The organism is Methylocystis heyeri, assembly GCF_004802635.2.
GTDB classification, from domain to species: domain Bacteria; phylum Pseudomonadota; class Alphaproteobacteria; order Rhizobiales; family Beijerinckiaceae; genus Methylocystis; species Methylocystis heyeri.
Window position 1 is genome coordinate 2291015 of the sequence record NZ_CP046052.1, and the last position, 22959, is coordinate 2313973.

The following is a 22959-nucleotide window of genomic DNA, read 5'->3' on the forward strand; positions in this document are numbered from 1 at the left end:
GATGCGCCGCTTCAGCGAGACGCGTGGCCGACGGCGCGGGCCTCGACATAGCGAGGATCCGAGGTCGAGCGGCAAGCCGCCTGATCGGCCCAGGCCTCTAGATCGTCGATTGCATAGACGACGCGGCCGCCGAGCTTGCGGAAGGTCGGGCCGCTTCCATGGCAGCGATATTTTTCCAGCGTGCGCGGCGAGAGACCGAGAATGCGCGCGGCTTCATGCGTTCGAAGGAAGCGGGCCGCGAATTCGGCAACTCTGGCGGACATGAGCGATCTCCGTGTCGGTCGCGTGCGCCGCGGGCAAAGCCGCGGCGTGTCTGGACCAGAGTGGCGGAGAAGCCAGGCGCAGGGGGTGGACGAAGATTCGAGTTCTTTGCGTGTCCCCCCTCGGGGGGCCTCAGGGGGGTGGACAGGCCCCTGTAACACCATGAGGTTTGTGAGAATGGATGCGGTGAAAGGGTTGGGCTAGCGGTCGAAATCTAAGGCTTGGTTCCCGCGAAGCGGCCTTCCGGCATGCCGTTGCGAACGCCGATTGTGTTGAAAAATTCGACCGTTCCCGCGATGCGGATGGCGTGACTCACTTCCTCTGTAGATTTGCGGAGAAGCGACGACAATGGGCGTGCAGGCGACGGCGGCTCGGTTGTTCTACGACTTCTGCCTCGACGACCATTTGCCCGCCGACAATCAGCTTCGAGGCATCGACCGGCATCTCGATCTCGCGCGCATCCGCGCGCCATGCTAGTCACGTTCGCCTCCCTGACGGTCGTCCGCCAGAAGCAGACCTTGCTAAGTGCGTATGTGAACGTCCGGCATGGCCGTCACCGGCTCGCGGTATCTAGATTCCCCGACAAGGATTTCGACCTGCTTAAGATGAAGCCGCGAAATCTCCGCTAGTAGTCGACGTTGGACGCCTTCTTCGCGTACCAGAAACGCATGCTGCCATCATCGGCACGTAGCGCCACGATGACGAGCTTGACACCAGACGTTTCGTCGTAGGACTTTGAGGAGCGGCATTTCCAAAGCCTGATCGTCGTGACTAGCCGGCGCTTCAAGCCCGACAAAGTTGCCTCCAGCCACGTTGGAGCTGCCCTTAAGATTTCGCCTCCGGACTGCTGGCGATATTTGTGCTGGTCGGGGTCGGGCTCCCACTTCCCCCACACCTGGCTCTTCAGGGCGAGACCGCCACCGGCGTCGTGCCACTCGCCGAACACCGGCCCTTCGGTCAAAGAAAGTTGGTGTGTGAGTTCAATCCCCAGCCGCGGCCTCGACGCCGCACCATGGGCGGCGAGCTCATCGCCTTGGTCGATGCCGAGACCATAACGCTCGGGCGCCCAGACCAGTGGCTCGAAAGGGCTCGCCTGCCGATCGCGACGATCATAGTAGCCTCCATCCCAAAACTCAGGCAGCCAGACGTCATGGCCGGGCTCCTTGGACAAAGTCGTACACCGCTGCACCGCCCCTTTTCGTTCAGAGAGTGCTGACGTGATGTTCACCGAAACGCCGTCCGGCGATGTCCAACGACCATAGAGCGGAATAGGCTCGGCCGGATCGCGATCAGTGATCCTGAGCTTCTTTAGAACAACGTCCTGAGGCTGAAGCGACTCCTGCTGCTTCTGGCGAGGACCGAGAAAGTCTTCAAACGCCTCGTGTGGAATGCCGTCCTTGCGATCGGAAAGCCACGTGCCGTCATCGAAGGTGATGTCGTAGCGGTCACGCCACTCGCGCCACTTGTCCGCGTCGTCGTCATAGGTTCTCGCCACGATAGGATGAGAAGCGAATAGCTGGGTCGCAGCACCAAAAAGCGCATGCTTTTGGACATGCTCCCGGAAGTAATCATACCGGTCATGGCGATCGCGGCGGTAGCGATCATGTCCGGCGAAATAGCTCATGTCCTTGGCCTCTGGCCATCGCGCGACAATCTCGCTCGCGAGCAGGTCCGTGACCGTGCCATGAGCCATTCCAAAGAGCTGGGTCAGGTCACTTAGCGCGGATTTGTTGAACTCATAGTCAAATATAAATCCGGACGCCGAATCCACGGATGCCGGCCACTCATCTATCTTCACGGTGCCCTTTGGCGGCGTGTCGATTTGCGCGTGCAGTAGAGCGAGCTCCTTGTCGGGAGCGCCGCCATTCCCAATGCCGGCGAGGCAGCGTGCGATATGCACTTTGTGCATTACATGGACATCACTCCGCTGTGAGAGCGCCAGGAATTTAGGGCGCAAAAATGCCAGAGCACTGCCGTGCCGCTTTGCGGCCCGCGCGAGCCCGATGAGAAGCCACTCCTGCGAATTCTGAAACGGTAGCGATCTTTCGGCTGAAGTGAGAGCGGGCACCCCGCGGACGTCAAACCGGTCGAGCAGCAGCTCCAGCTCCTCGTGCAAGCCCAGTTCGACCGCAGTGGAAAGCGACCTCGCCACCGACCACCGGACATAGGCGTCGTCATCGCCCAACAGATGCCACAGCAAGTCGGCCAAGAAATCGGACTCCCGAGGTGCAAACGCGAGATCGGCTCGATACGGGCCTTCACCGATCTCGTCGGCGAAACGCGAGGCCGTGCCTGATAGGAGTAGCTCGAAGGCCTCGAGCGCGGCCGCACCCGACGCAATGTCACAAAGGGAAGTTGCCAGCTGAAGCCATTCGTCTCCATCGAGCTCGACTTCGTCTACCGCAACCTTCTTCAGTATCTGCTCGAGCACGAAGCGCTTGTCGCCGCAAAGCTCCGAAAGCTGATAGATGGGCCGGGCGACATTGGAGTACCGGTCGTCAAACAGCTGGGCCCCCTTGTGCTCGAAGAGCGATGCGATCAGTTCTTTGGCGTGCGACTGCAAATGGGCCGTCTCACCCGACCACTCCTTGATGCACTCAAGGATGAGGTCGATTGCCCGATCAAACTCGAACTCGGTTGCCTCGCAAATGGCGAACAGGAATGGCAATCGCTTGTCGTAGAGGCACGCGCTTCGCACGCCCTCCAAGAACTGAAGACGCGCGCCGAACGGAAGGCTCTTATTTTCCTCGATGGCCTTGATGGCCTCGTCTATTGACGCGGCCGACGTTGGATCGCAGCTCTGGACCAGTGCCGCGATGGTTTCGTCGACCTGCTCTTTCGTGGGGCGCTCTGGCTTGGGGGCGAGGAAGTCGTTTGAGGACCGATTGCGGCCGTTGAACTCGTCCTGTTTCTGTTTCGCAAACGCTCTCGTTTGTTCGATTGCAGCCCTATCGTCTTCGCTGAGCGTCCCGGGATATTCACCTTCCACCTTGAGGAGGCTTTCCCAAAGCGTCGGCCATGCACCGTCCGAATGCTCGGCACGCAGCTTCCAAAGAACTACATCCATAATGTTCTTGCGATCCGTAGGCTCGCACACGCCCAGGAGATCGGAGATGCCTTCGCCGACTTGCCAATCCCACCAGCCATGATCTTTGCACAGCGTGAGAAGTAGCGCGGCTCGTAAGGGTGACAGCCTGCGCTTTTTCGCGAGGTAGCAAACCAGCTGGGGCAGGCCGTAGGACAGCTCGACCACGTCCTGGTCTTGCCAGCGTACAAGCTTGGCGATGGCGGCGAAGCCAATGGAGTTCGCTGCCGAACGGCCAAACGATGTCCAGCCGAACTTACTCGGTTCGTCATGGGCAATTGCCTGGCAAAGGTTCATCAGACGCTGCGCGGCCGCAGGTGAGAGGTCGCCGCCCGGCTGAACCACACCATAGTGAAGCAGCGAGTAGATTTGCTGATAGTCCTCGCCGCCCATCTGGTCGAGCTGAGAGAGGCCTTGGCGGTAATACTCGCGTGCCTCATCGACGCTCATGGGAACGAGCGCCTCGGCGAGGTCGGCATATCCTTCGGCGCGGGAGCCTGTGTTTCCATCTTTTCGGATTTGCTCAGAGATGTGTCGTGCAAACTCGCCCGCGAGGCTGTGCAAAGGTGGTCTGCGCGCTAGATGCGCCAAGACTCTGAGCTTTTGGTAGGGCGCGAACCGCCCGGCAGAAACAAGATCGACAACGGCGCGCGCCTGCTCCGGCGTAACATCAGCCGCGTAGGAGAAGAGCACACCCACATACGCGAGGCCCAGTGTTCGGGACTGCAAATCTACCGAGTTCTCTGTTCGCCAATGAATGGTGCTGCGGGTCTTCGACTTCCAGACATTAAGGAAGGCGTCGATCGTCGCGGCGCTGATCGGCTGCATTGAAAGGATAGCGTCTTGAATGGGCTGCGTCAGCATCAATGCCAGCTCTATGGAATCAGCGATCTCGTCACGTTCAATCGAGTTGTATCGAGCCTTCTCCTTGGCGGCCTTTCGCTTCTTGACGCCTTGCGCCGGTGCGCCGGCAACGGTCTGCTCCGAGATGAACTTCGCCAGCTTCTTCTTATCGCTGATGGCGCTCGCGCGCTTCGTAATCTTCAGTTCGCTGGGAAGGAGATCGTGGTAAGCGAGCGGCCTTCCAGCAGACCAGGCACGCACGCAAGCGCCAATGAGAGGCTGCCAGACCTTCGGATATCCATAGCGCTCGCTGTAGTCGTAGCCCGAGGGCCGCATCTTTCGGACACTGCGTATCAGCGAGGCGGCAGCCGAACGCGATCCCATCAACAGCGCGCTGAGTGCGGCTTCGACGATGTCTCCGGCGAAGCTTTTGTCCTCTCCGAAGGAGTAGTCCTGACGGTCTTCTTGATCGTCCGGTGCCGAGAAGGTCTTGAGCGAGGCGGAAAGAGATTTGGCCTGCGACGGGGTGATGAATTGGGGCCGAGTCAGCAGGCGGATCTTCAGCGCCGCGCACTTGCACCGATCGCTCGCGGCGAACTCTACGAACTCAGCGAGTGCGTCATCGCCCGCCGTCAACTTCAGCAGATCCAGCAGGGTGAGAAGCTCATCGCTCGCGGAGAGCGAGAAACGAACGTTCCAGCGGCTGAGGTTTTGATCGATGCTTTCGAGGTCGCCATGCAAGACGCCGGCGAACAATACCGCTGCAAAGTCGGATGTCTCGGGCCCGGCACGGTCATGGGGCGGGTCTTCTTTGGGGAGCTGCGAATGCCAGTTGATCCACCGGATCGTACTCTCACGCTGGATGATTGTTTCTTCAGCATCACCCGCGAAGCTGTACGACACCGTGAGGCGCGCACTTCGCGCCCCCCGCCATCCGGACCTATCGGCGAATAGTCGGCGCTGCGCGTCGGGATCACCCAGCTTAACCGCTAGGGCAGGAGAGCGGCGAATGAACGCGTCGCCGCGCATGTTAGCGGTCGCCACTTGTGCAAGGCGCATCGTGAGGTTGAGGACACGGTCGAAGTTGCCCCCTGCTACGGCGAGGCGGAAGGCTGCCCGCAGCCGAGCGAGCGCCAATCGCCGCCTGCCGAACTCTGATTGCACAACAGAGGGAAAGCTAGAAGAGTCAGCCAGGGCGAAGGCACGGTCACTGTCACTGATGACGACGAGAAAGTACGGGAGCGCCTCGGCGGCGTACGACGATGACGCCTGGCTCGCCATCAGTCTGTCGGCGATCGCCCGCTGCGCGTCAGCTTCTCTTGAGTAGGTCTCGCTGAGCTGCTGCCGGTTTGGTGGACAGCTGGTTAAGCTAATGCGACCTTCCGCTCGAACTCAACCGGGCTGAGATAGCCGATGGTCGAGTGACGGCGGACGGTGTTGTAGAAGCGCTCGATATAATCAAACACATCTGCCCTGGCCTCGTCGCGCGTCCGGTAGATTTTCCTGGCGACGCGCTCGGTTTTCATCGACGAGAAGAACGACTCCATCGCCGCATTGTCCCAGACGTTGCCGGATCGGCTCATCGAACAGGTGACGCCGTTGTCGGCCATCAGGCGCTGGAAGTGGTCGCTGGTGTATTGGCTGCCCTGGTCGGAGTGGTGCAGCAAGGCGTCTGGCCTGCCGCGTCGCCAGATCGCCATGATCAGGGCGTCCGCCACCAATTGCGCGGTCATCTCGGCCTTCATGGACCAGCCGACAACACGCCGCGAGAACAAGTCGATGACAGCGGCGACATACAGCCAGCCCTCTGCCGTCCAGATGTAGGTGAAGTCGGCGATCCACCTCTGGTTCGGCCGCTCGGCGACGAACTGGCGGTCCAGAACATTCGGCGCCACGGCGTCGGCGAGCCGCTGACCGCCGTCTTTGGGCAAGCCACGCCGGCGAGGCCGCGCCCGCAAGGCGTTTTCCTGCATCAAGCGCTCGATCTTATGCAGTCCGCAGCAAAAGCCGTCAGCCAGAACATCCCGCCAGACCCGGCGTGCGCCATAGGTTCTGGCGCTGGCGACAAAGCTCGCCCGGATGGAGGCCGTCATCTCCTCATCAAGCTTGTCGCGAGCGCTCGGTCCGCGCTTGAGCCAGGCGTGAAAACCCGACCGGGAGACATCCAGCGCTTTGCAGAGCCACGCCACCGGCCAGATCGAACGGTGCTTTGCGATAAAAGCGAACCTCATTTCGCTTCCCTCGCAAAGAAGGCCGCGGCCTTTTTTAGGATGTCGCGCTCCGCCCGCAGCTTGGTGACTTCGCGCCGCAGGCGCTCGATTTCAAGCTGCTCGGGCTTCATCTGCCCCTGACCAGGAAAGGCGGCGGCCGGATCAGCCGCCAATTCCTTCACCCAACGCCGCAGCATGTTCTCGTGCAGTTCCAGATCCCGCGCCGCCTGCGCAACGCTTACGCCGCGCTCGCGCACCAAACGGACCGCTTCGACCTTGAACTCCCGGCTGAACTGACGCCGTTCCATGCTCCACCTCCGGTTCCGTAAAACACCTTATCTCGGTGTCCACCAAACCGGCAGCAGCTCACGCGGACGTAGGTCTCGGTTGGCTCGTCGCGGAATATGGCTCCATGAGGCGTGAGCTCCAGCATCGGTGCCAAATCCGATGCGGCGGTGTTCACCTGAGATGCTGACCAGCCCAAAGCTCCCGCTAGGTCGTCAAGAGGAATAGGCGGTGGCAGAAGCGACATCGCTACAAAGAACTCACGAACCTCGTTCTCGCGCCAACCGGCGATGTGCAGGTCGTTGACGATCTTCGTGCACTGCTGAGCGATAATCTCCCTAACGGTGATCGGCGTGGAGGGTGCCGTTCCGGCGACGTTTGTGTCCCAAGTCGTCAGCAAATAGTCGAGCACGCGCGCGTTACGGTCCGACCGGGAGAGCGCAGTCGCAAACTCCACCTCCGAGATGTTCGATCGTCGTGCTTCCAGAAACTCACGCGCTTCGGGCTCAGTGAAAGGACCCAGCTCAAACGTCTCCACCGTCGCGCGGTCGATCACGGTGTCCTTGCGGTGCGTGCGCGCCGTGAGCACCAACTTCACCCCATCGATCGGCTCGTGGTCGAGCATCGACAAGAGCAGCTTGGGAAACGCGTCCTCATGCCGATAGTCAGCCTCAAGCTGGGCGTTGTCGGCAGCGTCAATGATGATGACCAGTCCAAGCTTCTTGGACTGAGCGACAATGGCGCTGGCCGCCTGGGTAAACCTCTTTCGAGCTGCTTTCAGAATCGGGCGGTTATTATTTTCCGAGGGAAGAAGGAGATCGCAAAGTCCTCTTGATGCGAGCTCGTTGACGATCTGAACGATCCCCACGCTCGGCAGATGGCGAGAGTTCTCTTCTGATCGGTAGGCACCTCCGCCAAAGCAATCAAAGACAATGACCTCGAACTCTGTGCTCAGGCGGGCGGCGAGGCTCTGGACAAAGACGGTCTTCCCCACCCCGCCTTCAGCATACACGAAGATTGGAACGGACAGCTGCGCGACCTTCGCGCCGACCGTGTCCAGTTCAGTCCGCTCGACCACCGCTCCTACATCGATGAAGCGGGTGTCAGCGGGGAACAAATCCTCCGGCTCGCAATCGAGCGCGTCGAGAACGTCCTCGCGGCGGATCAGGTTCTTTCCCTGACCGCTGGGGCCGGCCTTCTTCAGGACGAGGTCTTGCAGATCGTGGAGGCGCAGTTTGGCCTGGGAGTCCGCACCGGCAGACCAATCCGTGAGCGTTCGGCGCAGGGCGTTGCTTTGAGCCACAAGGTTCTTCTCGGCCGCGCGGAACTCCACGCGGGAGAACAGGCGCTTTGGATCGGGAACGCCGCTCTTCTCACAGATTGCAATGAGGTATTTTGCCTGCCGAACTGCGCTGCGGCTTGTCGCAGGAACACCGCTCTGGAGAGCGGCGAGCGCCTCCCACAGATCGGAGTCAAACGAGGCGTTTGTCACGAAGATGAATGCAACCTTGGCATCAACGTCCGCAGCCGTAAAGTCCTGCTCATAGCCGACGATAGTCGCGCAGAATTTCTCGATCGTTTTGCGGAGGAAGGAGGCTGTCACCTCATCGGGACGCAGCTTGTACTTGAACTGCACCGTCTCAAGCCGATCGCTCGCGGCGAAGTTGTCGCCACGACCGTAGTATAGCACGAGGTCCGCAACCTCCTCAGCCTTATCGCCGGGCTTCGCGGTCTCGGTCGAGGAAAGGCCCTCGACGGCTATCGCGAAAAGCTTGTCTTTGGGGAATACGAGTTGGAGTGCCCTTCGTGCCGCCCAGCGCTCGTGAAAAGTATGGCCGGCCCGCGAAGCCCGAACGGTGTCAATTTCATCGCTGTGCTCAACTGTCGGCATGAACCACTTACTCTAGAATCAAAATACTTTTGGCGTACCAATGGTAGGCTTGACGGAGACGACTGCAATAGCATTGAGAACACAGCCCACAATCATCGGTTTTGGGTTGATAGAGCGCCAGCCGTCCCGTCGTCCGGGCGAGGCAGCGCCAGCCCGCTCCAGGCGTGCCAGGGCGAAGCGTAAGCGCAAAGCCGAGGCCGTTTAGGCGACGTAATTCCAGGGCATGAGAGCCTCGATGTCGCGGTTTGGCCAGCCGTTGGCGATGCGCTCGAGGGTTTGCTTGAGCCAGGCGAATGGATCGGCGCCGTTCATTTTCGCGGTGGTCAGCAGGGTCGCCAAAGTTGCCCACGTCCGGCCACCACCGTCGGAACCGGCGAAGAGCGCATTCTTTCTTGTAATGGTCTGGGGCCGGATCGCCCGCTCGACTACATTGGAGTCGATCTCGACGTGGCCGTCGGCGAGGAACAGTTCCAAGCTGGCTCGGCGCCCCAAAGCGTAGCGGATGTGTTCGGCGAGCTTGGATTTGCCCGAGATGAGCGCCAGCTCCCGTTCCCAGCGCGCAAACAATTCGGCGACGATCGGAGCCGAGGATTGGCGGCGCGCCGCCAACCTATCGTCCGGCATCAGATCGCGAACCTGGTCTTCCACCGACCAGAGATCCTTCATCCGCTCGACCGTAGCGGTGGCCAAGCTGGAGCTGCCGGCGACATGCAGTTCGTAAAATCTTCGGCGCAGATGCGCCCAGCAGCAGGCCAGGAGCAAAGCCTTCTCGCCGCGATCTGCCCCGGCCAGCCGCTGATAGGCGGCGTAGCCATCGACTTGCAGAATGCCGTAATACCCCTTCAGATGCCGCAAGGCGCAATCGCCGGAACGGCTGTCCTCGAAGCGGTAGGCGACCATCGGCGGATCGCCGCCGCCAAAGGGCCGATCGTCTCTCGCGTAGGCCCATAAATAGGCTTTCTTCGCCTTGCCGGCGCCGGGCTCCAGCGTCGGCAACGTCGTCTCGTCGGCAAAGACGCGCGGGCTCTGCTTGATCCGCCACAGCACATGGTCCGAAAGCGGCTCCAGTTCGAAGCCAAGCCGCCCCATCCATTGCGCCATCAGCGAACGATCAAGCTCGACCCCGTCGCGGGCGTAAATGCCTTCCTGCCTATAAAGCGGCAGGCCGTCGGCGTATTTGGAGACGGCGATCATCGCCAACAGGGCCTCGGTGGGAATGCCGCCCTCGATAATGCGCGCGGGAGCAGGCGCCTGGATGACGCCATCGACGTCGACGTCTTTGAAGGCGTATTTCGGGCGGCGGGTGACGATCACCCGGAAGCGCGGCGGCTCGACGTCCAAGCGTTCACAAACGTCCTCGCCGATCTTGATCTTCTCCTTGCCCAGATGTTCGGCGGGTACCTCGGGCTCGATCACCACCTCGACCCGTTCAAGATGAGAGGCGAACGCCTTACGCGGACGCGGCGCCCGCTTTTGTTTGGCCGAGCCGCCCGCTTTGTCCAGCCCCGCCTTGATTTCGGCGATGCCGGTCTGGATCTCCTCAAACACGAAGGCCTGCTGTTCGGCCGCGGCAGCCCCCAGCTTTTCCGAGCGCTTGCCGAAGCGGTTTCGCTCCAGCGCCTTGAGGATCGAAGTCAGCCGGGCGATGCGTTCGTCAGCTGCCGCATTGAGGACTTTGAGGTCGCGGATTTCGCTTTCGAGCGCCTCTGTGCGCGCCGCCTTTTCGGCCATGACGCGGACCAGCGCTTTCAGCGCGTCAACATCGTCAGGAAGCGGAAAATCGAGCATTTTCATTAGGATGATTAAAGCACAGATCCAGTGGAAACGCTCGTGTTTTCAACGTAATCATGCCGATTTTCCGACCGTTCAGCCGGCGCTGACCGGGCGTTTGAGGTCGACCGGACGCACCCGTTTCCAATCCAATCCGTCAACCAGCGCCATCAACTGGGCATGATTGAGTTGAACCTGGTTTGGCCCGATCCGCGGCCAGCAAAATTGCGATTCCTCCAATCGCTTCGAGAACAGGCACACGCCGGTCCCATCAAACCAAACGATCTTGATTCTATCGGCTCTCTTGGCCCGGAACACATAAAGCGCGCCGTTGAACGGGTCGGCGCCGACATCGCGCACCAGCGACAGCAAACCGTCCGGGCCTTTGCGAAAATCGACCGGTTGGCTGGCCAGATAGATTTTCACGCCCGACGCGATCATGCCGAGCGCACCGCGCGGATCACGCGACGCAGATCGGCTTCGCCAATGTCGGCGCTGACGCGGATCACTGTGGCGCCGACGGAGATTTCCACCGTTGGCGCAGACCTGCCCTCGACATCCGGCGGATTCGCGCAAGCGGTAGGCGAGGCCGTCACCGCACCTTCGCGCATCGCTTGCCGGCGCCAGCCAAAAAGCTGAGACGGCGAAATGCCCATCTCCCGCGCGGCCGCGGAAATATTCACGTCGGGATCCAGTGTCGCCGCAACAGCTCGTGCCTTGAACTCGTCAGACCACCGGCGACGGCGAGAAACCGGAGCGCCATCAAGACGATCAACCACGGCTTCGATCAGTTGGAAACTTCTATCACCAGGCATAGGCGCAGACATAGATGCTCACAGCAGTACAAATTGTGCTGCTATTGATAGCTGGGCCACCTATGCGCCGCCATCACGGGGCTGCCTTGGCGCTTACGGCGAAGCCGCGTGGAAGGCGAACGAAGAAGCGGAATGTCAGCGGTCCGCAAATCCGCTGCGTCTTCACGTAAGCGAAAATCGTAAGTGCGAAGGCGCCTTTGCTTGAGGCGGGACCCTTTTGGCGCTTTGCTGCCCTCAACATCCCGCTGGGTGAGAGCCCAAGACAGGGCTCCAACTGTCAGATTTTCACCACTAATCGCCGCGAAGGAGCTTCAAATAGCCGCGTTCGACGAGCGCAGTGGCGTCCTGGATCAGGCGCGTTGCTTTGCGGCGGGCCGCCGAATCCTTCCACTCGACGGAAGGAAGCCTTGCTTGCTCTGAGTGTAAAACTTCGTGGGCGACTTCCCGCCTGCCCCCGCCGTCGCGAAGAATGTCGAAGGCATGCAAATGCTGGATCAGCCGCGCTTTCTGCAACGGCGTGAGGCGCAGGCGTATGGGAAGCAAATCGACGCGCTTTCCGCAGAGACGGCGAACGAGGCTCGCGGCGACATCGAGGCGCGGCTCGATCATGTCGTCGAGCGGCAAAAGGATGGCCGGGCGGTCCTCCGCTTCGGCATGTCTGAGCGAAACGTAAAACGCTCCCGAGGCGTCGCAAATTGCGACCTCGCGGCCTTCGGTGTCGGTGCGGTCGTCACCCACCGATCCGAGAGACAGCGCTGAAAACGGCGCTACGGCGAAGCCGGACGGCGCTGCCGTCAGGAGCAACACGCCCGGAGAAACTTCGGATCGCCAGCAAACGGCGTTGTGCCCAGTCGGAATGTCAGGGTCGCAGGCGAAAGCGCAACCCCCATCGCCGAGCAAGGTCCGCGCTAGCCTCGTCGGCATCGACGCGGCGGCGCGCGATACGCCGTTGTGTGCGGGCGTAGTCGTCACGGTAGGCAGGGTTACGGCGAAGGAATTCGAGAGCGAAACCGGCGCGTTCGAGGTGGTTCAGCTGCGCGACAGCGTCTGCCGACCGCCAGAAGGATCTGGGCATGGGCGCCTCCGTTCAATGTGGCCCTTGTTGGGAGGAAGCGTTAACGATCCAGAAAGCTTGGCTGTCCGCTAGACCTTGAGATTGCATCACGTCCTTCGCTGTGACGCGCAACTTTTGGGTGCCGATTCGGAGACTCCGCCAAGAATTACTGCATTCTCGGTTCCAGCAAGTGGCGATATCCGCTCTCGGCCATCCAACGCGCGCGCGCCAGGTGGCTGTCATGAACGATCTTCGCGCGCTCGGGCTCTCGCGCGGAATCGAGACCGAAGACAATCATCACGACTTCGCGCCAGTCGGCGCCCTCCGCCTCGGCGTCGAGCAGGCGCAGATAGGTCACGAGGTGCTGCTCGTCATAGGCGTTCACGCGCTCGGTCAGGGGTGGCCGATCCTCGAAAGCCTGTATGCCCATTTCGAAACCTCATAATTGCGGCGCGGAAGATTTCTCACGCATTTAATGCAGATTTTCAGGGGGTTGGGCTGGCGATGCGCCCGATGAGTGATGCGAGCCGCGCATCACGCGCGTCTCCTATATCGCAAACAAGGGTGTTGCGCGTCGCTGACTTCAGCGCAGCCTCGCACGAATCGGAACGAACGTTCCTGGAACGATTATTCCGGCACAGGCTCCATCATCGCCATGGATCTCAAGGAGGTCGTGGCGATCAATCTGCGTCGGTTGCGTCATGAGAAGGGATTGACGCAGGAGGTGCTGGCCGACAAGGCAGGCCTGAGCGCCCGCTACATCGGCGCGATCGAGCGCGCCGATGTCTCAGCGCGCATTACAGTTCTGGGTCAAATCGCCGATGCGCTCGAAGTGGATGCTACAGAGTTGGTTCGCGCTCTTCCGTCGACGGGAAGAAAGTAGACGCCGGCGTCGGGGGTGTTATGAACTCACCCCACGATTGCATTGCCGGGCGCCGAGCCATAATCCAGCTTCCCTTCGCGCCCCCTTGCGGGCTTACAACAAGAAGGTCCACCCGTCGCATCCGCATAATCAGCGGACCTTCCGATTTCGAAACGAATAATCGCGCGGCGCCCGCGCCTGACGAGCTACGGCAAGCCTTCTTTGTGAGAAGCGGAAATCCGAGTGGAAGGCTTGCTCAGTGCGATGCACTATCGTCACGATGGACCAAAGGTGTGGGCATCGCCGATTGCCTCGCCAATGCCTCATACACGGCTAGCGAGCAGATCAAATCGAACGAAAAATTCTTTCGCGCCGCCGTCAACATGAAATTCCTCTTCTATTACGTCAGGTACCGGAACGAAAATTCGACTCTTCGTTATCAACGTAGTTGTCGGAAACATCCCGCCTCCTGTTTTTTTGCTGCCTATTGGGCTCTTGAGCTCGATGTCATAATATAAACTAAGCCGTTCCGTGGACTCAGTGAAAATGTAGACTACTCGGTGACCGCCCCAGAGAATCCGCGTGGTATGTGGGACGTGGAAAAAATCTGCTTCCGTTTTCATGAGTCGGTCAGAAAGTCCGAGCAACATCGTAAACTGGTTCAGGAGAGGATACTTTCCTCCTGTCGTGAGAATTTTCATGTTGGACGATATGTCGTCTCGGATAATTGGCGGAGCGGCCACGAATTCTTGTCCACCGTCGATTTCAGGACGTACCGGAGAATCGGTTAGTCCAGGCACTTCCTTTTCAATCGCTCCTACCTGCGACGCGGAAACTCGCTGCGTCTGAGAGCGCGATTTGGCTCTAGCCGTTTGCAATACCTTAGAAAGACTTGCAGCACCCGATAAATAGTCTCCAAGAATTCCTTCTAGATCACCTCTCTCAGCTTCTTCGACGCGGTACAGTTCACGGCTTCGAAGCAGAATTTTTCGCAACGCCTCGACCCCTCCCCTCGTGGAAGAGGGCACGAACTCCTGGATACGTGGATAGATGTTGACGCGAACGTAGTCTTTCATGAACTGGGAGAAAAGCTCGTAAGCCTTAGATTGCACCTCCAACAGAGGAGCTATCGCTGCGGCTTTACGACCCAAAAAGATCTTGAGGATACTCCCTTTTTTCTCAGGCAGGATACTGACTTGATGGGATATATCGGCAAAGACAATTTCTACCTCCGGAATTAGGTAGTCATCACGGAGAATCGCAGCAATTTTGAACAAAATAGATGCCTCGCCTAACTCTAATTCTACTCCAGAATACTCACGTAAAACATGCGCAGAGTCCGGAATAGCCGGAACGTTTAAAATTGATGTAACATATTGCTGTTGCACCCTTCTCCGAGGCTGGTTTGGGGATATCTGTAGTATGTAACTCTCGTCGCTGGCGAATGTTCCGATAATAGAGCGATCGTTGCCAGCGTAGTAATACCTCCGCCGCTCCCCAATGTAATCAGCGATATCTCCGAACGGGATGTTCTCCTCCCTCGGGTGGACAAGAATAGTTATACGCTTAGCGAGGTCATAGCGGCCATTCGCTCCAATCCACGCCAATAAAGCATTGCTTCTGTCGGCAAGTGTCGTCTCCGCCAGAATTTCTGAAGATGCTCTTTCCGCCAAAGCGATCAATATGGCCGCCTGATCAATGCTCTCGCGGCTCAATGCGTCTCGTCCTGCAGTGGGCTGGAGGAAAGGGAGATTGGCAAAGCCGCCAAACTGGTAGTTGCCGGCGACAGGCAGAGGTGCCAGACCAAAAAATGACCTCAACCCCATCAACTGACCGCCGCCTTGGAGTAGGCCCATTTCCCCATCTATCGATGTGCCCCCGATGTGAATATCGGTAACATTGGCGAAAATCTGCCCGTTTGAATCAGCACTGATCGAGAACAGGGCTCCGAAGCCACGTTCCTCAAGCTTCTTGCTTCCCAATGGCGCGAAGGATCGGACCGAGCTTGGTAGCGCCTCTTTCATTGTGCGAGTGCTAATAAGCTCGCCGTTTAGGTATACTGGAACCGGAAGCAGGCTCACGTACGGCAGGAGATAAGACTGTGCTTGCTGCGGTAAGATCGAATTGTTGCTATCAAGTGTGGCCGTGAGAATCGTGCCAGCTTCTCTGTCCGGGGGAACTGTCTTGAAGACAATACATTCTTCCCCTATTTTGAGGGTATCTCGCTCCGCAATGCTTAGAAGTGCAACGTCGCTTTCTAAAGGGCGGGTAATAATCTCTAGTCTGGTACAAACACCAAAGTTGGCCATTGCTCCGATACCGAATGTACCAACAACGCCGGCCTTCCGCGCCCGCTCGGAGTGTTTTCCGCTTGAACCCGCATTCCAAAAGTTTTCCTTGAGGACCGACTCGGTCATACCAATCCCGTTGTCCGAAATGGCGACCTGATTGCTATTGATCTCGATATCAATTCGGCCGCCAGGCTGCAGTGTGCCGGTGGCTGCGAAGCGTTCTCGAATTGCATCATAAGCATTTTGAAGGTTTTCCCGCAGCATTGCCAGGGGAGAATCATAAATCTCCTTTGCGAGGATTTGTAAAACACGAGATGTTTCGACTTGAAAAACTATTCCCGCAGTCATCTCGTCATCCTCAAGGTCAGCTTTTCGACGATCTCTGTTACACTTGCATCCGTATTTCTCGCGATGAACGGACTTTCTAGGAAGCGTTTGCGGGATATCGTGTCACCCGCGATGAGCAAAGCAGAACCTAAGATCACGGCTTCTGCCACGTCAGAAGGAGTATCCAGCATGTTGATCGTGCGCCCAGGGTCATCCAACTCCTCCAATGCCCTGAGCCCCATGCGACGCGCTAGGGGTTCGCTCCAGTATTCGCTTAATGCCGCGAGCGCTTTCTCCCACTCGCCGCGGCCCAAGTAGCTATCAGCGGCTTCCAGCGCAAGTTTCATGTCTAGGCCAGCAGGCCGAGAGGCCACGGGAGGAGCCAGCTCAAAGTCGACAAATGACTCATTGGTATCGACAAAACGGCCCGGCCCCCATGCTGGCATACTGAACTGTAGGTTGACCATTTGCCTTTGGTGAAGGCGCCCGACCCAAGCCTCATTGTCAATTTCCAGGACGTTATATCCTCGCGGAGTTCCGGGACTGAGATTTGTTGGTCCGGCGCATAGCGTTGCCGCGCTGACAATGGTGAGTTTCCGGGCTTTAGGCCCTAACCGATACCGCTCGTCGAACCAATCTGAACGGTGTTGATGACCATGAAGCCCAAGCGACACCCCGCTTTCTATCAGCAATTGAAGAAACTCAGGGTCCAGGTAATCGTCCTGACTTGGCCCACCGACGAGATTGTGATGCCAAGTGGCGGCGAGCAGCCAACCGGCACGCGAAGGTGATCGCAGTTGGCGACAAGCATTCGCCAAAGCAGTCGAATTGATCTGTCCAGCTCGACGCCAAGGATCGTTGTTGTGACAACTGTTCAGAGCAACAATGCTGAGCTTTTCAACCTGAAAGTCAAAAAAGTCGAACTGGCTGTCCGGAGCGACGGGATAGATTCGACTACCCTGGTAAAACTGTTCATATAGGTCGCGGAAGTAGGAAAATCGCTGCAAATACCCGTCGTGGTCTTCAATTCTATAGAATGCCAAATCAGACCACGACCAACGCAATTGCGTGTTTGCCGAAAAATATTCGCGCACTAGGTCAGCCTTTGCAGCCTTGTCCGATGGGAGAGGGACTAAAGCGCTGCTGGACGTGACACGGTTGAACGCGACGTCATGGTTTCCGGGAATTATCACCACACGATCGCGGTTGCTACAAAAAAGGCGATCTGCCAGCTCGACTAAAAACTCAAGGGATTGTGAGTTCTGGCGCTTGAGTTCTGCATCGGCGTCGGGGGAATTGGGCCGCACGCCATAAACCAAGTCCCCGCTTACAACACAAAGCGTGGGGCGCGCGACCGAGCTTTGTTCATTTGCAAGGGTTTCAATATCCCGCTCTATCGAGTCGATTAGCCAAGCATTTGGTATTTCATCGGTCAGGTCGCGGTGAAGATCGGACAAATGCAGAATCGAAAAGCGCATTTTTTCTTGTACCCAATTCGGAGTTGATAGCGTCGAAGACCCTTGGCTTAAAATATGGGGGACCAGATAGAATCTCCCCGACCCATATCATTGGAACTTATGAAGGTGAAGCACCCCCGACTTTACTCTGCCTATTTGTCGGTTTCAGAGAGATACTGCGCATGTCCATTAGCCCACCCAAGGGTCCCCGCGCCTTGGCAGCCGTCCGGCTTATTCCCGCCGCTCAGCTCACCGGCCGCTATCCGCACAAACCAGACAGTAGGCCCGCCTGCTAACGCAACTTTCGGGCGAGCTTATAACACCCTATGGCGTTAGAGGCCTAGCTAGCGCAAAGAACGTAGGAGCTTGCGCGCATAGCTCATACGAGCACTGCCCCGCCCGGACTGGCCTGGCGGGGCATGGTGAGCGGGTCAGTCGCCGTTGCGGCGGCCGTTCGGGCGGGACCAGATCAGGCTGTAGCCTTCGCCGTCCTCGTCGTCGAAGAGGTTGGCGAAGATGGGTGCGTTGAAGCTCGGATCATCGAGCTTGAGGCCCAGATAGTCGCGGCCCTCGTTGGAGCGTTTCGACCAAGCGGCTCCGATATCGACTCGGCCGCAGTAAACCCGGTGGCTGGGGCTGTTCTCGCCGGAGCGGCTGGTCTCAGGCACGATGCGGACGTTTCTGGCCTGGACCGAGAGGGTGATGATTTCGCCGGCAAACTCGTTCGAGGCGGTCTTCTTGAAGGTGCCGATGGTCGCCATTGTAGTTCTCCTTGATCTCTGTGCTTCCGAGCCCGCACCATTGCGGCCTCGATGGTGATCGAAGAGCCGGAGGCGACCGACGGCGCACCCCTTGGGGCCGAAGCGGAGCGGAGGATGACGAAGAAGCGACTTTCTTGTTTCGCGCGGAATGACGCCGCAGGCGTCAGGGGAAGAAAGTTGCGCATTCGCCGTTGCGCCATAGGCGGTCGAGGCTTCAGCCGACCTCCGGCTAGATCAACCCATCGAAGAGGGCGTTCGGTGCGCTCGATCCGAACAGAGATCAAATCGAGGAGAGTGGCGACTCTCGTGCTGCCGCCAAGACCGCCGCGACAAATGCCAGCGGCGATGAAACCACCACCGGCCAGACCCGACGTTCTTTCACTCCCCAGGCCGCTTCGGCGAGGCGCCCCGGATGTCGTCTGCGCCACGAAGGATATCCCCCGCTTGACTTGGCGTCGCTCCCGAGAGGCCTGTTGATGGGTTGCTACGCAGCGATGATCCGCGGCCGACCCGATCAAGAACGCGCCCCAGCGACGAGAGAATGCCCTGTTGCGAAATGCATGATGCGGCCCGCCCCCGGCCTGCGATAGGGTTACCCGCGCACCCTGCCCTGCCCGGCGGGTCCGGGCGCTGCCATCCCGGTGAAGCGGATAAAGGTCGTGACGCTAACGGCGATGGCGCCGATCACCGAGAAGATCGTCTGCCAGGCTGCGGATGGCATGGCGATCTGAGCGATCCCATGCGTGGCGCTGTAGCCGGCGACGGTTGCGGGCGCGACGAAGAGCAGGATGATCAGCAGCCGGAGCCAGGCCCAGGGCGCAAAGGCGAGTGCGAATTGGCCGATGCCGAAGGTCGCGCCACCCGCCGCGACGCCAGTTAAAATGCCGCCGAGGACGCCGGCGCCGGTATGGAAGGCCCACATGCCAATTGTCAGACCGACGAAGAACGGCAGGGCGAAAACAGCAAGGGTGAACAGCAACCAGCAAAAGAAGCCAATGCTGGCGATGACGAGCAGCGGTCCAAAGACGAACATGGCGATGGCTCCCGTGAGCAAAAGATCTAACGGTCGCGCCTTCCACCACCACCACGGCGCGGAGCCGAATATAGCCTCAAACGGCCATGATCGGGAGCCGAAATCCCGAAGGAACGCCGCTATCCCTGACACTCAGGCGCCAGCAGTGCAGAGGTCGATCAAAGTGAGGCCGGCGGCTGTGAATGCGCTCGTGTCGCGGGATGCGATGAAGAAATTACGCGACGCAGCGAGCGCGGCGATGTAGCCGTCGGGCGTGGGGCCCCCCTTCCAGCAGCGTGCGCCTTTACAGCAAGATCGGAATAGCGGCGCGCCGCATTCGTATCGAGGGAGAGGATACGGTCCGCGAACAGCTCCAGCACGCCCTCACACCCGGCGGCCAGTCGTTCCTTGCGCATGCCCTCGGGAGGCGAATTGAAGCTGAACACCAGCTCGGCGATCGTAACGCTCGCCGCCCGTTCGTCGAGCCATCGGCGGACCGCCGGGTCCGGGCAGAGTCATGGAGATCGCATTGTCCTTCTACTTGGCATAGCCGCCATGCTGGTCGCGGCGCTGCTCTACGTCGTCTTCGTCGCCACCTATAGATAGGAAAGGATCAGCGCCGTGATTTCCTCTCTGCCCTCTTTCGCAGGAAGGATTCGACCAGTTCGCGGAGCCCCGCAATTTTTATGGCGGATACGGCCTTATTGGGCTCAAACCAGCGAGCCTCCCTTTGGTGGGCCTCCGGCCAGGAGTCAAATTGCTGCATGACAAGCAAAGGAAACACGCGCACCTCGCATGGAACGGTGACACCGTCCTCTTCGATCCTTTTCTCATAACAAAAAGCGCCTACGGATTTCCCTCCGACCTTTCCTCGAATACCTGCCTCTTCGTAGCCTTCGCGTGCCGCGGATTTCGACGGCTTCAGTCCCTTGATCGGCCAGCCCTTCGGGATGATCCAGCGCCTGCTCTGCCTCGTCGTGACGAGGAGGATTTCCACCTCGCCGGCCTCGGTCAGCCTATAGGGCAACACGCCGTATTGGACTCGAATCGCTCTATCGGTGCGAGCAGCGGGCTTCTTTGCGCTCCGCGGCGGAACGGTTCCTTTTCCGACGTTTGACGACATGTCCGGATTAACCCGCCTTCCCGGCTCGTTTGTGAAGCATGGGCCTAACCGCATAACGGCCTGCTGGCTTTTTGCTGTCGTCCAACTGTAGCCTGAGCATGAAACTCCGACAATGAGGTTAACACCTCAGTTCGGGATGCCGCGACTTGGGCGGCTACGAGTTCTCGCCGAGGCTGCCGAGGCTTGTGAAATTCCAGCGCCTCCTGCGTGGATCACGCAAGGTCCTGGAGGTTCTGGCTTTGTCGAAATGAGCGAAGCGGCTTCGCAAAGGCTTGCAAATAGAACGGGCTAAAATGACGCTTTACCTGATGCTTCTATGAACCGGATTCGAAGACAGAATATCCCCACTCCGAGGACACTCGCCCGAACACGCCGGAACCACCGTGATTTTTGGCGCGCCGCCAGCCACTCTGAACTAACGCGCCAGCAATAGCACGATTGAACCATCCGTGCCCGATGAGGGCCACAGGCCCTTGTCGCGCTCCTCCCGTAAGAAGCTCCGCCGCAACCTTGGCGCGCTGATGCATTGCTAACCGAGTATTGAATTCATTCGGGTGGAAAGAGCCGATCCCTCGCGTCAGCGAGAACCAAGCGAGTAGCGGCAGTCGCCCTGCAATTTCGGGAATAATTTGGGGCTCTTCGCGAAACACGGCGTCCACAATTGGCGTTCGCTCGGGGTCCAACAGTCGCAAGGATTCTAGCGCCCGTAAACTAGGACTCGTGAAAACGCTGGTCGCCGCGCGAATGTGCCGGACGAGTTCTGCTGAAGGACGGACACTGATGTTCAAACCGGAGCGCTCGTAGGCTTCGACATAGGTCTCGAATTCCGCCCGCGTCGGAAACTTTGGCTTCGCGAGCGCGACCTGGCCATGACGTGAAATCAAAATCGGAAACATTAACTCGTCCCGCTCAAATAACCGCGATTTTGCGGCGGTCCTTTCCAAACCCGCGCTCGTTGATCGGTCAGGCAGGTAGAAACCGTTCTTCGCCATTCTGAAGGCAGAAGAAACCATCCTGCGGAACCGGCAGTTGAAGCATATCAGCGGTCGAAAGTGAGAGGTAAGCGCCCCGGACTAAACGTCCAAAGAGTCCGTGACTCACGGCGATCGTCGGACTGTTGACGCAGGCAAGCCACTTCTGCGCCCGCCCATAAGCGCGATCAAGACATTCTCCATCTGGCGCGCGAAAAAACCAGTTAAATGGCGAGGCTCCGCGGAGAGCGTCGGGACACTCCATGTCGATCTCGAAATGGGTCAGCCCATCCCAAGACCCAATGGATACCTCGACCAAAAGGTGATCCTCTTCGATGAAAATGTCTCGCATTTGCTCGGCGATAATCGTTGCCGTTGTCTTCGCTCGCCCAAGCGGACTGGCCTTCAGAACGTATTCCATTTGGCGCTCGCCGAGCTCATTGGCGAGCGCCATGCCCAAGGCCCGAGCCTGGTCTCTCCCTTTCGCGGTTAGTTCAGAGTCGAGCCGTCCTTGAAACCGTCCAGCGGCGTTCCAGATCGTTTCCCCGTGCCGCACCAGATAAATTGTAGGTGACCTTGGAAAAGACATGCCAGTTTGTCCGAGCAAATAGCCGGGTGCCGTCTCCCGGCGTAAGGCCTTCCCGCTAACTTATAATTGGGCGAAAGGCAGATGGGCTAGCCCCAGGAGAATCCAGTTTTCCTACGGCGCTGTCGAAAGGGTCGGCTCAGGCAAGCCACCCGCGAGCCGCGTTCGCCATGGCAAAAGGCCGCCGGCGGCGCTCACGCGCTGCCTGTGCCGAATTTCCAAACCGGAATGCCGAGCTTCCTGGCCTTGTCGGCGAGGTTGTCCTGGATGCCGGTGCCGGGGAAGTGAAGGACGCCGATCGGCAGCGTTTCCAGCATCGCGTCGTTGCGCTTGAAGGGCGCCGCCTTGGCGTGCTTGGTCCAATCCGGCTTGAAGGCGATTTGCGGGACCTTGCGGCTTTCGGCCCATTTGGCGGCGATCAGCTCGGCGCCTTTTGGCGAACCGCCGTGCAGCAACACCATGTCGGGGTGCTTGGCGTGGACCTGATCGAGCCTGGCCCAGATTAACCGGTGATCGTTGAAGTCGAGACCGCCGGTCAGGGCGACTTTCGGCCCCGCGGGCAGAAGCACCTCTTTGTCCGCGCGCTTCTTCGCGGCGAGGAAGTCGCGGCTGTCGATCATCGCGGCGGTGAGATGGCGATGGTTGACCTTCGATCCGCTGCGCGGTCGCCAGGCTGAATGCGTGTGCCGTTCGAACTGGTCGGCGGCCTGGTCGCGCATCAGCTCGAAAGCGTCGCGCCGCTCGATGAGCGTCTGGCCTTGTGCCGTGAGGCGCTCCAGCTCGACGGATTTGACCTCGCTGCCATCCTGTTCGCGCTGCAATCGCTGCTGCGCCAGCTCGTTGTCATCGAGTTCGCGCTCGATCCGCTCGACAGCGCGGTGGAAGACGTTCACCGACGACCAGAGCAGGTTTTCGAGGTCGGGTTCGAGGCGCGTGTCGGACAGTGCGACCACGAGGGCGTCGAAGATATCGGCAATGCTGCCGGCGAGCACGTGCGCTTCCGGAAGCGGTCGAGGATCGGGCTCGTCGTGGAAAGGCCGGTAGCCATAGAGCTGGAGTTCGTTGAGAACCCGCCCGGTCGGGGATGAGCTGTGCGGGGGCTCGAAATCGTCGTTGTAGTCGGTGGTCATAGCGGCTTTCCTTCGCCGGATCGGCCGCGCCCATCGCGGCCTTCATGGCGACGAAAGCGGCGGGCGGCGCGGAGCTGCACCCGCAGCGAAGCGAAGGGCCGGAGCCTTGGCGGAGGATGGCGAAGGCCGGCGATTTTGTTTCGCGATGGAAAGCGGCCTCTGGGCCGCGCCGGAAAATCGTCGGCCGCAGCCATTGCCGGTCCGCGCCGCTTGCCGCCCGATCGC

21 protein-coding genes and 1 pseudogene are annotated in these 22959 nt (G+C 59.4%); 3 read left to right on the plus strand and 19 right to left on the minus strand.

What is annotated here, in order from left to right; genetic code table 11:
* Window positions 1-11 precede the first annotated feature (11 nt).
* Window positions 12-263, minus strand: coding sequence for a helix-turn-helix transcriptional regulator (locus H2LOC_RS10465; protein WP_136496343.1), 252 nt, complete (start codon window positions 261-263; stop codon window positions 12-14).
* Window positions 264-609: 346 nt separating this feature from the next.
* Between H2LOC_RS10465 and H2LOC_RS21930 the strand changes: the two genes are divergently transcribed.
* A complete protein-coding gene (locus H2LOC_RS21930; protein WP_281350571.1) occupies window positions 610-738 on the plus strand; it encodes a hypothetical protein in 129 nt (42 codons plus the stop codon).
* Between the two features lie 148 nt (window positions 739-886).
* Here the strand turns inward: H2LOC_RS21930 and H2LOC_RS10470 are convergent, their stop codons facing one another.
* From H2LOC_RS10470 to H2LOC_RS10505, 9 genes are all read right to left on the minus strand, one after another.
* A complete protein-coding gene (locus H2LOC_RS10470; protein WP_202620451.1) occupies window positions 887-5470 on the minus strand; it encodes a hypothetical protein in 4584 nt (1527 codons plus the stop codon).
* Window positions 5471-5553: 83 nt separating this feature from the next.
* Window positions 5554-6707 (minus strand): IS3 family transposase gene (locus tag H2LOC_RS10475; protein WP_136495120.1). Its coding sequence is split into 2 segments (ribosomal slippage): window positions 5554-6458 and window positions 6458-6707, totalling 1155 coding nucleotides; the frame shifts between segments, so codons are not numbered across the junction.
* A complete protein-coding gene (locus tag H2LOC_RS10480) occupies window positions 6638-8575 on the minus strand; it encodes an ATP-binding protein (RefSeq protein WP_202620452.1) in 1938 nt (645 codons plus the stop codon). The genes H2LOC_RS10475 and H2LOC_RS10480 overlap by 70 nt, the downstream gene beginning before the upstream one ends.
* Before the next feature lie 201 nt (window positions 8576-8776).
* Window positions 8777-10363, minus strand: coding sequence for an IS66 family transposase (gene tnpC / locus H2LOC_RS10485; protein WP_246206786.1), 1587 nt, complete (start codon window positions 10361-10363; stop codon window positions 8777-8779).
* Window positions 10364-10441: 78 nt separating this feature from the next.
* Window positions 10442-10786: an IS66 family insertion sequence element accessory protein TnpB gene (gene tnpB, locus H2LOC_RS10490; protein WP_136495377.1), complete on the minus strand. Its 345-nt coding sequence runs from the start codon at window positions 10784-10786 to the stop codon at window positions 10442-10444.
* Window positions 10783-11172, minus strand: a complete 390-nt coding sequence (locus tag H2LOC_RS10495; protein WP_136495378.1) for a transposase — start codon at window positions 11170-11172, stop codon at window positions 10783-10785. Before H2LOC_RS10495 ends, tnpB begins: the two co-directional genes overlap by 4 nt.
* Before the next feature lie 279 nt (window positions 11173-11451).
* The gene (locus H2LOC_RS10500; RefSeq protein WP_246206787.1) at window positions 11452-11967 is read right to left on the minus strand and encodes a DUF2285 domain-containing protein; all 516 of its coding nucleotides are present in this window, start codon (window positions 11965-11967) and stop codon (window positions 11452-11454) included.
* A gap of 52 nt (window positions 11968-12019) precedes the next feature.
* Window positions 12020-12235, minus strand: a complete 216-nt coding sequence (locus tag H2LOC_RS21760; protein ID WP_136496345.1) for a transcriptional regulator domain-containing protein — start codon at window positions 12233-12235, stop codon at window positions 12020-12022.
* Between the two features lie 145 nt (window positions 12236-12380).
* Window positions 12381-12644 carry a DNA -binding domain-containing protein gene (locus H2LOC_RS10505; protein ID WP_136496346.1) on the minus strand — a complete coding sequence of 88 codons (264 nt, stop codon included), beginning with the start codon at window positions 12642-12644 and terminating at the stop codon, window positions 12381-12383.
* Between the two features lie 225 nt (window positions 12645-12869).
* Here H2LOC_RS10505 and H2LOC_RS10510 point away from each other — a divergent pair, with 225 nt between their 5' ends.
* On the plus strand, window positions 12870-13097 hold the full coding sequence (locus H2LOC_RS10510; protein ID WP_136496347.1) for a helix-turn-helix domain-containing protein: 228 nt from the start codon (window positions 12870-12872) through the stop codon (window positions 13095-13097).
* A 302-nt stretch (window positions 13098-13399) separates the two neighbouring features.
* Here H2LOC_RS10510 and H2LOC_RS10515 read toward each other — a convergent pair whose 3' ends face one another.
* The 5 genes and pseudogenes from H2LOC_RS10515 to H2LOC_RS21765 form a co-directional block, all read right to left on the minus strand.
* Entirely contained in the window at window positions 13400-15715 is a 2316-nt protein-coding gene (locus H2LOC_RS10515; RefSeq protein WP_136496348.1) for an ATP-binding protein, read from the minus strand.
* Window positions 15712-17172, minus strand: a complete 1461-nt coding sequence (locus H2LOC_RS10520; RefSeq protein ID WP_136496349.1) for a metallophosphoesterase family protein — start codon at window positions 17170-17172, stop codon at window positions 15712-15714. Before H2LOC_RS10520 ends, H2LOC_RS10515 begins: the two co-directional genes overlap by 4 nt.
* 410 nt (window positions 17173-17582) lie before the next feature.
* The gene (locus tag H2LOC_RS10525; protein ID WP_136496350.1) at window positions 17583-17912 is read right to left on the minus strand and encodes a DUF736 domain-containing protein; all 330 of its coding nucleotides are present in this window, start codon (window positions 17910-17912) and stop codon (window positions 17583-17585) included.
* Between the two features lie 592 nt (window positions 17913-18504).
* Window positions 18505-18945 carry a hypothetical protein gene (locus H2LOC_RS10530; protein WP_136496351.1) on the minus strand — a complete coding sequence of 147 codons (441 nt, stop codon included), beginning with the start codon at window positions 18943-18945 and terminating at the stop codon, window positions 18505-18507.
* A 132-nt stretch (window positions 18946-19077) separates the two neighbouring features.
* A pseudogene (locus H2LOC_RS21765) lies at window positions 19078-19433 on the minus strand (PIN domain-containing protein); the annotation flags it as partial.
* Between H2LOC_RS21765 and H2LOC_RS10535 the strand changes: the two are divergent.
* A complete protein-coding gene (locus H2LOC_RS10535; protein ID WP_154331622.1) occupies window positions 19357-19530 on the plus strand; it encodes a hypothetical protein in 174 nt (57 codons plus the stop codon). The pseudogene H2LOC_RS21765 and the gene H2LOC_RS10535 sit on opposite strands and share 77 nt — an antisense overlap.
* Window positions 19531-19537: 7 nt before the next feature.
* Here the strand turns inward: H2LOC_RS10535 and H2LOC_RS10540 are convergent, their stop codons facing one another.
* From H2LOC_RS10540 to H2LOC_RS10555, 4 genes are all read right to left on the minus strand, one after another.
* Complete coding sequence (locus H2LOC_RS10540) at window positions 19538-20047, minus strand: NUDIX hydrolase (RefSeq protein WP_162009746.1); 510 nt, start codon at window positions 20045-20047, stop codon at window positions 19538-19540.
* Between the two features lie 314 nt (window positions 20048-20361).
* Complete coding sequence (locus H2LOC_RS10545) at window positions 20362-20991, minus strand: histidine phosphatase family protein (protein ID WP_136496352.1); 630 nt, start codon at window positions 20989-20991, stop codon at window positions 20362-20364.
* Window positions 20992-21010: 19 nt separating this feature from the next.
* A complete protein-coding gene (locus tag H2LOC_RS10550; protein ID WP_136496353.1) occupies window positions 21011-21607 on the minus strand; it encodes a histidine phosphatase family protein in 597 nt (198 codons plus the stop codon).
* A 191-nt stretch (window positions 21608-21798) separates the two neighbouring features.
* Window positions 21799-22734, minus strand: coding sequence for a DUF2493 domain-containing protein (locus H2LOC_RS10555; RefSeq protein WP_136496354.1), 936 nt, complete (start codon window positions 22732-22734; stop codon window positions 21799-21801).
* Between the last annotated feature and the right edge of the window lie 225 nt (window positions 22735-22959).